The organism is Kitasatospora sp. NPDC094016 (genome assembly GCF_040304045.1).
Classification (GTDB): Bacteria; Actinomycetota; Actinomycetes; order Streptomycetales; family Streptomycetaceae; genus Kitasatospora.
Genome location: NZ_JBEOUK010000089.1, coordinates 1 through 10,044 on the forward strand (window position 1 = coordinate 1; position 10,044 = coordinate 10,044).

At 75.7% G+C, this 10,044-nt stretch carries 10 protein-coding genes; 5 read left to right on the forward strand and 5 right to left on the reverse strand.

All coding sequences use genetic code 11. From position 1 onward, the window contains the following. Positions 1–91: 91 nt before the first annotated feature. From ABT015_RS37575 to ABT015_RS37585, 3 genes are all read right to left on the reverse strand, one after another. Positions 92–1,453 (reverse strand): MFS transporter, encoded by a 1,362-nt coding sequence (locus ABT015_RS37575; protein WP_350887759.1) that lies wholly within the window; start codon positions 1,451–1,453, stop codon positions 92–94. A gap of 149 nt (positions 1,454–1,602) precedes the next feature. Beyond that, on the reverse strand, positions 1,603–1,983 hold the full coding sequence (locus ABT015_RS37580) for an ArsR/SmtB family transcription factor (protein ID WP_350887761.1): 381 nt from the start codon (positions 1,981–1,983) through the stop codon (positions 1,603–1,605). A 90-nt stretch (positions 1,984–2,073) separates the two neighbouring features. Then, positions 2,074–2,352 carry a hypothetical protein gene (locus tag ABT015_RS37585; protein ID WP_350887764.1) on the reverse strand — a complete coding sequence of 93 codons (279 nt, stop codon included), beginning with the start codon at positions 2,350–2,352 and terminating at the stop codon, positions 2,074–2,076. Between the two features lie 474 nt (positions 2,353–2,826). Here ABT015_RS37585 and ABT015_RS37590 point away from each other — a divergent pair, with 474 nt between their 5' ends. Then, positions 2,827–3,444 (forward strand): TetR/AcrR family transcriptional regulator, encoded by a 618-nt coding sequence (locus tag ABT015_RS37590; protein WP_350887767.1) that lies wholly within the window; start codon positions 2,827–2,829, stop codon positions 3,442–3,444. Positions 3,445–3,518: 74 nt separating this feature from the next. Here ABT015_RS37590 and ABT015_RS37595 read toward each other — a convergent pair whose 3' ends face one another. Then, entirely contained in the window at positions 3,519–4,331 is an 813-nt protein-coding gene (locus tag ABT015_RS37595) for a slipin family protein (RefSeq protein WP_350887769.1), read from the reverse strand. Between the two features lie 406 nt (positions 4,332–4,737). Between ABT015_RS37595 and ABT015_RS37600 the strand changes: the two genes are divergently transcribed. From ABT015_RS37600 to lanL, 3 genes are all read left to right on the forward strand, one after another. Then, on the forward strand, positions 4,738–5,400 hold the full coding sequence (locus ABT015_RS37600; protein WP_350887772.1) for a pyridoxamine 5'-phosphate oxidase family protein: 663 nt from the start codon (positions 4,738–4,740) through the stop codon (positions 5,398–5,400). 223 nt (positions 5,401–5,623) lie between these two features. Continuing rightward, a complete protein-coding gene (locus tag ABT015_RS37605) occupies positions 5,624–5,791 on the forward strand; it encodes an SflA family class IV lanthipeptide (protein ID WP_167745841.1) in 168 nt (55 codons plus the stop codon). A 37-nt stretch (positions 5,792–5,828) separates the two neighbouring features. Beyond that, positions 5,829–8,399: a class IV lanthionine synthetase LanL gene (lanL, locus tag ABT015_RS37610; protein WP_350887775.1), complete on the forward strand. Its 2,571-nt coding sequence runs from the start codon at positions 5,829–5,831 to the stop codon at positions 8,397–8,399. A gap of 84 nt (positions 8,400–8,483) precedes the next feature. Here lanL and ABT015_RS37615 read toward each other — a convergent pair whose 3' ends face one another. Continuing rightward, positions 8,484–9,326 carry an alpha/beta fold hydrolase gene (locus tag ABT015_RS37615; RefSeq protein ID WP_350887777.1) on the reverse strand — a complete coding sequence of 281 codons (843 nt, stop codon included), beginning with the start codon at positions 9,324–9,326 and terminating at the stop codon, positions 8,484–8,486. Between the two features lie 93 nt (positions 9,327–9,419). Here ABT015_RS37615 and ABT015_RS37620 point away from each other — a divergent pair, with 93 nt between their 5' ends. Next, on the forward strand, positions 9,420–9,980 hold the full coding sequence (locus ABT015_RS37620; protein ID WP_350887780.1) for a helix-turn-helix domain-containing protein: 561 nt from the start codon (positions 9,420–9,422) through the stop codon (positions 9,978–9,980). Positions 9,981–10,044: the final 64 nt, after the last annotated feature.

Consider the following 10,044-nt stretch of genomic DNA (forward strand, 5'->3'; position numbering starts at 1 on the left):
GACAGCTACCTCGCAGGCCTCCACCTCCGTGGCGCGATGATCTGGATCAAGGACCTCACCCGGACCCGTTGATCACGACCGAATACGCGCCCTAGTTGGCCCGCGCGGTGAGGCCCTGCGGCCAGTGGCGGTGGTACTGGTCGATGACGTAGTCGTGGCCGTGGAGCCAGCCGTCCGCGGCCGGGTGGGCGTCGGTGAGGTGGGGGTGGCCCGGGGGCAGGTCGGCGTGGACGTGGTCGAGCCTGGCGGGGTCGCGGGCGGGCCAGATCGCGGTGGCGGCGGTGGCGGCGAGCAGGGCGACGGCACCGAGGACGACGGCCGTCGCCGGGAGACCGGCGCCGGCGGCGAGCCAGCCGGCGAGGGGGTAGGTGAGCAGCCAGCAGCTGTGCGAGAGGGAGAACTGTGCGGCGAAGGCGGCCGGCAGGTCCGCGTCGGCGGCGGAGCGGCGGATCAGGCGCCCGCCCGGTGTGAGGACGGCGGAACAGGCGGCGCCGATCGCGGCCCAGGACGCCAGCAGTGCGCCCCAGGACCAGCCGCCCGGGGCTGTGGCGGTGACGGCGGCGACGGCGGCCAGGGCGGCGGGGAGCGCGAAGGCGGCCGGGAGCATGACGGCGCGGTCGGAGAGCCGCCGCAGGAGCCGGGGCAGGAGCAGGGCGGTCAGCATGGAGCCGGCTCCGTAGGCGCCCAGGGCGAGCGAGACCGCGCCGGCCGGGCGGTGGAAGTGCTCGCGGACCGCGACGACGGTGTCGACGAAGACGATCGCCCCGGCGGCGGCGACCGCGAGGTCGAGCGCGAGCAGGGCCCGCAGACGGGGGGTGGCCCAGAACAGGCGGGCGCCGAAGGCGGCCTTGGCGTAGGCGCCGCCGGTCCGCTCGACGGGGGCGGGCTTGGGCAGGGCGACGGAGACGACCAGGGTGGCGGAGGCGAGGAAGCCCGCGGTGGTGCCGGTGAACAGCCAGGTGTACGGGACGAGGGCGAGCAGGCCCGCAGCGAGCGCGGGGCTGAACAGGGACTCCAGGTCGTAGGCCAGGCGGGACATCGACAGCGCCCGGGTGTAGTCCCGTTCGGCCGGCAGGACCTCGGGGATGGTGGCCTGGAAGGCCGGGGTGAAGGCGGCCGAGGCGGCCTGGAGCAGGAGGATCAGGACGTAGATCTGCCAGGCCTGGCCGACGAACGGCAGGGCGAGCGCGACGGCGGCACGGGTGAGGTCCATCGCCACCAGCAGCGTTCGGCGCGGAATGCGGTCGGCGAGGGCGCCGACCACCGGTGCGACGGCCACGTAGGCGACCATCTTGACGGCCAGCGCGGTGCCGAGGACGGCCGAGGCGTCGGCACCGGCGATGTCGTAGGCGAGCAGGCTCAGCGCCACGGTGGCCAGGCCCGTGCCCACCAGGGCGATGACCTGGGCTGCGAACAGGTGGCGGTAGGTGCGGTTGCGCAGTGTGGACAGCATCGGCCCCGTCCCGGTCGGCGGCGTGGTGCGGCGGCACCACCGTATCCAACACGTGCACACGTGTGCACGTATTGGCTACGATGGTGCGGCCCTCGCTGTCCTCCTGGTCCTGGTCCTGGTCCTGGTCTGCGGGGGCGGGAGCGGGTGGGTCAGTCGTGCGGCGGCAGGGAGCCGATCTGGTGGTCGGCGACGTTCAGTGCCTCGTCGACCAGGCGCCGAAGGTGTCCGTGGCGCAGCGAGTAGACGACGCGGCGGCCGTCCCTGCGCGTGGTGACCAGGCCCGCGAGGCGGAGCTTCGCGAGGTGCTGGCTGACGGACGTGCGCGGGGCCCCGCACGCCTCGATGAGGGAGGTGACGTCGGCCTCGCCCGCGCCGAGCCGGTGCAGCAGCGCGAGCCGGGTGCGGTCCGCGAGCAGGGCGAGGACGGACGCGGCGACGTCCAGCCGCTCGCCGCCGTCCTGTCCCTGCCCCTGTCCCTGCCCCTGCTCCTGCGAGCCGTGTGCAGCTGCCAGGTCGGTGCTTGTGCTCATGTGCCCATCGTAGGTCGGCGTGAGCTCGATGCGTGCACGCATGCGCACGTGATGGCCCCGCGCTGTCGGGGCCGCCGGAGAGGACCCGGTTCAGCGGCCGGGGCCCCAGCGGGCTTCGAGCCGGCGGGCGCCGTCGGGGGCGGTGACGGCCCGCCGACTGGCCCGCATCCGCGCCGTGCGGCGGGCGGCGCCGGTGCCGCTGGAGGCGGTCGGCGCGCCCACGGCCTGGAGCACGGAGTTGTCCAGGGGGCTGTCGGCGAGCCTGCGCACGATCGCGGACAGGGTCGCGGCGACCGGGCCTCGCGCCGGTGCGGCGAGCGCCGCGGCGGGGAGGGGGTGGCGGCGGTGGAAGGCGCCGAGAACGGCCACGGGGACCTCACCTTCGTTGACGTATCGTCCGACACGGCGGATCGATCGGGTGGCGGCTGGGGGTGCTCCGGAGGTCGGTGACGGGGCGCTGGGCCCGCGTCAGCCGGGCGGGGACGGGTCCGAGCCTAGGTCGCGGACCCCCGGGGGGCGGGCGATCCTGACGCCCCCTTGACTGCGCGGGCGTCGTCACTGACGGTGTCCTGACGGCGGCCCCGCGTGTCGACGGCCTGCGGCCCGGAAGCGATCGCGCTCCGGCGGGCGGCCGCGTCGCGCGGGCGAGGGGAGGGAGAACCATGGCAGGCCGGTCAGACGGCGTCCGCGCGGTCCGCGACGGCCGGGGGGCGAACGATTGGGACGGGACGGGTTCGTTCACTAACATCGACAGTGGCCCTGGATATAGGGAACACATCCGTTCATTACGGACAGCCGGTGAACGGGCGTGTCGAGAGGTGGAACCGAAGAAGGTGCGCAGCCATGCCCGCTGAACCCGCAGTCGCGCGCGGACCGGCGACGGGCGCCCCGCTCCGCAGGCGCGGCGAGGCGCTGGAGAACGCCATCTTCGAGGCCGCCCTCCAGCAGCTCACCGCCGACGGCTACGCCCGGCTCACCATGGAGGGGGTCGCCGCCGCCGCGCAGACCGGCAAGGCCGCGCTCTACCGGCGCTGGCCCTCCAAGGAGGAACTGGTCAAGGACGCGCTGCGCGCCTGCCTGCCCCCGGCCGGCCCGCCGCCCGACACCGGCGGCCTGCGCGGGGACCTGCTGGAGGTGGTGACCAGGCTGCGCGCGGCGATGCTGAGCGAGTCCGGGGCCGCCGTGCGGGCCATCATGGGCGAGCTGGACCGGCAGCGGGCCCACACCTTCCTGGCGATCGTGCTGGAGCGGGTGGTGGAGCCCACCGCCGCGCTGATCGCCGAGGTGCTCGCCCGCGGTGCCACCCGGGGCGAGGTCCGCCCCGGGTCCGTCACCCCGCTGGTCACCGACGTCGTCCCGGCGCTGATGCTGTACCGGATCAAGATGTGCGGCGGCGCGTCGGAGCAGCTCGACCCGGCGGAGATCGTCGACGAGGTGCTGCTGCCGATCGTCCGTCCGTGACGGGCGGTCGGGCCGGTGGCTGACGGCCGGTCAGGGGTGGGCCCCGGACCGGCCGTGGTCGTGCGGGCGGGCCGTCAGTCGGCGTCGGACGGCGCCTGGGCCGGGACGGCGGGCGCGGGCGCGGAGCCCGCCTCGGCGGCCCGGGCGGCGGAGGCCTCGAAGAAGCGCAGCAGCTCCACCGGGAACGGCAGCACCAGCGTCGAGTTCTTCTCCGCCGCGACCTCCACCACCGTCTGCAGCAGCCGCAGCTGCATCGCCGCCGGGGTCTCGGACATCGTGACAGCGGCCTCGGCGAGCTTGGCGGCGGCCTGGAACTCGCCGTCCGCGGTGATGATCCGGGCCCGGCGCTCGCGGTCGGCCTCCGCCTGGCGGGCCATCGAGCGCTTCATCGAGTCGGGCAGGCTGACGTCCTTGATCTCCACCCGGTCGATGTGCACGCCCCACCCGGTGGCCGGGCTCTCCAGCATGACCTCCAGCCCCTGGTGCAGGTTCTCCCGGCCGGAGAGCAGGTCGTCCAGCTCGCTCTTGCCGATGATCGAGCGCAGCGAGGTCTGGGCGACCTGAAGCATCGCGAAGGAGTAGTTCTGGACGTCCACCGTGGCCTTGACCGGCTCGACGACGCGGAAGTACAGCACGGCGTCGACGCTGACGGAGACGTTGTCCTTGGTGATGCCCTCCTGGGCGGGCACCGGCATGGTGACGACCTGGACGTTGACCTTGCGCATCCGGTCGACCACCGGCACCAGCAGGGTGAGGCCCGGCTGGCGGACCTGCTCGCGCACCCGGCCGAGGCGGAACACCACACCGCGCTCGTACTGCTGCACCACCCGCACGCCGGTGATCAGCCAGAACAGCGCCAGCACGACGACGAGAACGACTATTGCCACGTTCGTCCGACCTTCCCCGCAGCGGCGCAGCCCGGGCCGGGTCCGGAACGGGCCCTGTCGCGCGGGTGCGAGCCGCGCAGGACAGTATGCGCCCCGGCAGTGGGGATCGACAGCCGCGTGCGCCGGGGATCCTGACGGACCGTCCGCTCCGTCGGCCCGGCCGGTCGGCGACGTCGGGAACGGGGCCGACCGGCGGCCGTCCGGACCGTGCCGTCGCGGGGTGAGGACGCCGCCCGACCCGGCCGCCGCCCGCCGCGCGCCGACACGCACGGCGCCCCGCCGTTCCTCGACTTGGCGCATGCCGGGCGCTTGGATGGATCCGGCCTGGTCACCGCCCGGACACGACCCGGGACACGCCCCCGGGCGCGACCCAGGGCACCCGCCGGCAAGCCGAGGAGCCACCACCGTGAACGACACCCCTGACGCCGTCGACCAGGACGAACCCGCCGCCGTGGCCGGCCGGATCGCCGAGCGGCGCGAACAACTCGGCCTCAGCGAGGACGACCTCGCCCACCAGGCGGCCATGGCCCCCCGCTACCTCCACTACCTGCTCAAGGCCGGACCGGACTTCGACCCCGGCGGTTTCGTCCGGATCGCCGCCGCACTCGGCCTCAGCCGCGGCGAACTGCTCGAAGGCCGCGCCGACGCCCCGCCCGGCCAGGGCGGCCCCGGCCCGCACCCGCGGCTGCTCGGCCTCACCGAACCCGAGTGCTGGGAGCTGATCGGCACCCACGGCGTAGGCCGCATCGCCCTGCCGCTCCAGCCGGGCCCGGTCGTCGTCCCCGTCAACTACGTCGTCGACGACCGCACCGTCGCCTACCGCACCACCGAGCGCGGTGCCCCGCCCGAGGGCACCTCGCTCTCCTTCCAGATCGACCACATCGACGAGTACCTCGGCCGGGGCTGGAGCGTCCTCCTCCTCGGCACCGCCCACCACGTGCACGACCCCGCCGCCCTGAACCACCTGGCCGGCCTCCCCGGCGCCATCCCCTGGGCCGGCGGCGACCGGACCTGCTGGATCCGGATCAGCCCGGACGAGATCACCGGCCGCCGCCTGGTCAGCGACTGAACGGTCCGTTCCGGTCGCCGGGAATCGCGGTGCCGAGCGGCCGAGTCGGCGGTGTCGTACCTCTGTCGCGGACCGGGCGGCGTGGCTAGCATGAGGCGCCAACCGCAAGGAACACCGGCCCAGGCCCCCTCTCGCGGGTCACGTCGGATCAGCGTGCCCAGGTGTCCCGCGCGCCCGGCGTGATCCGCGAGAGCAGGTCCAACCCCCAAGGGAGGAACCACCCATGAGCGCAGTGGTGACCGAGATCCGCGACGCAGGCCTGCTGGACATCGACGAGGACGCCATCGTCTTCGAGGACGAGCACGACGCGGACCTCGCCCCGGTCGCATGTCTCGCCGACCCGTGGGTCACCTACGTTCCGACGCGCTTCGACTGCGCCGTGGACTGCTGACCCGTACCGAGGAGGCGGACCGGGGGAGGGCGGACCGATGACCAGACCAGCCGACCCCGGCTCCGCCGAGGCACTGCGCCGCCGGGTCGCCGACCTGGCGGCCGCCGCCCCCGGCCCGCGCCGCCCGCTGCACACCGACGGGCACTGGTGGTACCTCCAGGACCCGCGGATGCCGGCGCGCGCCCACGGCTGGAAGCTCCACCTGTCCGCCCGGCAGGGCCGACTCCCGCAGCTGCTGGACGCGGTGGTCCCGATCCTGCTGCGCCGCACCTGCGACGCGAAGTTCGCGGCGGGCGCGGCCGTGCTGCGGGAGCTCAACAGCGGTCTGCGCGGCCCCGCGGCCGTGGGCAAGGCCGTCACGGTCTACCCGGACGAGGCGGACCTCGTCGCGCTGGGAACGGAGTTGGCCCGGGCGCTGGCCGGCTGGGCCGGGCCCCGGGTGGTGAGTGACCGCCGGCTCCGGCCGGACGCGCCGGTCTACTACCGCTACGGGCTGTTCCGGGTCACGGACGACGGCGCCGACTACGGCATGACCGGCCCGGACGGGTCGGTCTTCCCCGGCCTGGCCGAAGCCCGCTACCGCCAACCGCCGTGGGCGAGCGACCCGTTCACGCCCGTCGCGGCCGCCGCCCGGCCGTCGACCCGGGTCGGCGAGGGCCTGTACCGGATCACCGCCGGGATCACCCGCTCGCCGAACGGCCACGTCTACCGCGCGGTCGAACTCGCCACCGGGCGCGAGGTGGTGGTCAAACAGGCCCGCGCCCACGTCGGCGAGGACGGCGCGGGCACCGACGCGCGCGGCCGGCTACGGCACGAACGCCGGGTGCTCACCGCCCTGGCCGGGGTGCCCGGGGTGCCGGCGCTGGTCGACTACTTCCGGCACGGCGCCGACGACTACCTGGTCAGCGGCGCGTGCGGGCCGCGCGACCTGCGGCGCGACGTCCTCGCCGCGGGCCCGTACGACCCGCGGCCGGGCACCGGCGGGCGCGACTGGTGGGAGCTGGCACGCGGACTGCTGCGGATCCTGGACGCGGTGCACGCGCGCGGCGTGGTGGTCTGCGACCTGAAACCCGCGAACGTGGTGCTCGACGCCGCCGGCCGCTGCTCGCTGGTCGACTTCGGCGTCAGCGCCCTCGACGGCGCCCGCCCGCCAGGGGCCACGGCGGGCTACGGGCTGCCCGGCGCCACCGGGGCCGACCCCACCGAGGACTACTACGCGCTGGGCACCACGCTCCACCACGCCCTCACCGGCCTCGACCCGGTGGTGATCGACCCCGATCCGGCGATCAACCGCGACCGCACCCTGGCCTGTCTGCGCGCGGCCTTTCCCGTCCCTTCGGACCCGGCGGATGCAGCGGTGGCCCTGGTCGCGGGCCTGGTGAGCCCGGACCGGGACCGGCGCTCGGCGGCCGCCGCCAGCCTGCGGGAGGGGAGGCCGCCCGGCCGCCCCCCGGCACGGCGCTCGGCCGGGCCGCGGCGGGCGCCGCTCGACGAGGCCGTCGACCACACCGTCGGCACCTGCGTGCGGATGGCCCGCGAACTGGTCGCCACCGACCCGCGCGCGGGCGAACCCCGCACCCTGCTGTCGCTCTACGACGGCGCCGCCGGCCTCGGCCTCGAACTGCTGGAGCACGCGGACCGCCCCGACGCCCGGGCCGCCGCCACCGCCCTGGCCGACTGGACGGCCGCCCACCCGGCGCTCAACCGCCTCGACGGCTCGCTCTACCAGGGCCGGGCGGGCGCGGACCTGTTCCTCGCCCGGGCCGCCGCCACCCTCGGCACGGAGCCGCCCAGTACGGAGCCGTCCAGTACGGAGCCGTTCGGCCTTGAGTCGCCGTACGTCCGCCGCCACGAGCCCGTCGGGGCCGACCAGATCGCCGGGGCGGCCGGGTTCGGCACCGCCCACCTGCTGCTCGCCGCCCTCGGCCGGGACACCGACCGGCACCTCGCGGCGGCCGCCGCGTGCGCCACGGCACTGACCGCCCGGCCCCTCGACGATCCCGGCGAGGAGCCCAACCCCGGTACCGCCGCCCTCGCCGAGGGCTTCGCGCACGGCCGCGCGGGCATCGCCCACTTCCTCCTCGCCCGGCCCGACGAGGCCTCCCGCCGGACCGCCCGCCGCATCGTCGACGGACTCGCCGCCGACCTCCCCCGCCTCAGCGCGGACGCCCTGCGGCCGGGGGCCACCCGCCGCTACCTCTCCTGGTGCCGGGGTCTGGCCGGCCTCGGCACCGTCCTCGTCCAGGCCGGGATCCAGTACGGCGACGACGCCCTCCTCGCCCTGGCCGCCGACGCGGCCGACACCTGCCGGACGCTCGCCCCGCGCACCGCCCTGGTGGTCCGCTGCTGCGGCCTGGCCGGAGTCGGCGACCTCCTCGTGGACCTCGCCACGGCCACCGGCGACCCCCGCCACTGGCAGGCGGCGGAGCAACTGGCGGCCCTGCTCCTCACCCGCGCCGGCGGGCCGGCGGGTCGCCCGGTCTTCCCCGGCGGCGACCCGACCGCCGAGTCCCGCGCCTGGGCGGTCGGGACACCAGGAGTGCTGACCTTCCTGCGCAGGCTGTCCCGGCGCGGCGGACCGGTGCCCGGACTGCTGCCGCCGGCCTGAACCGGTCGAGGTCGGCGATGGGGTCGGACAGGCGGACGGGCGGACGTTCTGCGGCTGGTCGACCGGCGCCCGGTGGCCCACCGCTCAGCTGCGGTCGAGGAGTTCGATGATCCGGGCGGTGACCACGTCCGGCCGCTCGCCCTGGATGAAGTGGCCGGCGTCGACGGTCTCGTAGCGGCCGTCGGGGAGGGTGTCGGTCCAGCGGCGCTGGTGTTCCTGGAGGGCGGGGTGGGTGCGCTCGCCGCCCCGGCGGGGGCGGTCGGCGGACAGCAGGACGGTCGGGCATCCGGGGGGTGCCGGGGGTTCGGCGCGCAGCCGGGGGACGGCGGCTGCGACGGCACGGAACTCGCGGCGGGTCTGGGCGAGGCCAGCCGGGACGAAGTCCTCGGCGAGCATGGTCTCGTAGGTGTCGGTGGGGAAGACCCGGCGGGCGGTGCCGCTGAGTAGGCGGGCCACCAGGCGGCTGCGGACCAGGGGTTGGCCGATGGCGAGCGTGCGGTCGACGCGCCGGGCGATCTGGCCGATGGCGTCGAAGGCGGGCGCGGTCTCCGGTGTGGTGTCGACCATCAGGATGCCGCGCAGCCGGGGCGCGAGGCGCTGGTAGGCGAGGCGGGCGACCAGGCCGCCCATGCTGTGGGCGACCAGGACGAACCGGTCGGGGACGACGGCCTCGGCGAGGGCGACCAAGTCGGCTGCCAGGTCGTCGAGGTCGAGCGGGGCGTCGGTGCGGGCGCTGCGGCCGAAACCGGCCCGGTCGTAGGCGATCAGCCGGGCGCGGGTCGCGAGCAGCGGCAGGACCGGGTCCCAGGAGACGCGGCCGAGGCCCTGGCCCGATTCGAAGAGCACGACGTCCGTGCCGTGGCCGGACTCCTCGACGTAGATTGACCGCCCGTTGACGGTGATGGCCCGCCCGTTCGTTCGGCGCATGGTGGTTCCCCCCTGGGTCCCGGCGCCCGGGTCGTCTCCCGGGCTCACTGTTTTCATCTTTGATAAAGGTAGCGGATGTGAAATCGTAGGGCAATGGACCTCGACGCGGTAGACCTCCTCCTCCATCCGGTGCGCCTGCGCGTGGTGCACGCCCTCGCCGGCGGGCAGGTGCTCACCACCTCGCAGCTGTGCGAGCGGCTGTCCGGCGTGTCGAAGGTGACGGTGTACCGGCACGTCGCGCTGCTCGCCGAGGCCGGCTTCCTGGAGGTCGCCGAGGAGCGCCGGGTGCGCGGCGCCGTCGAGCGGCACTACCGGCTGCGCGAGGACCGCCCGGTCGTGGACGCCGCCGCGGCCGCCGCGATGACGCGGAAGGACCACCGCCGGGGCTTCGCCGCCGCGATGGCCGTCCTGATCGCCGAGTTCAACGCCTACCTCGACCGCGAGGACGCCGACCCGGCCGCCCAGGGGGTGGCCTACCGGCAGGGCACGTTCTGGCTCGACCCGGCGGAACTCGCCGAGTTCGGCGGCGAGTTGCGTGCCGTCCTGGAGCCCCGGTTGGCGAACGGGCCGGGGCCGGGCCGGGAGCCGTACCTGCTCAGCCCGATCCTCTTCCCCGCCGCGCCGCCGGCCGTCGACACGCCCCCGGCGCAGTAGCGCGAAACGGCGGCGGCGGGGGGGGGGGCGCGGCGCGGCGGGGGCCCCCCCGGCGGGGGCGGGC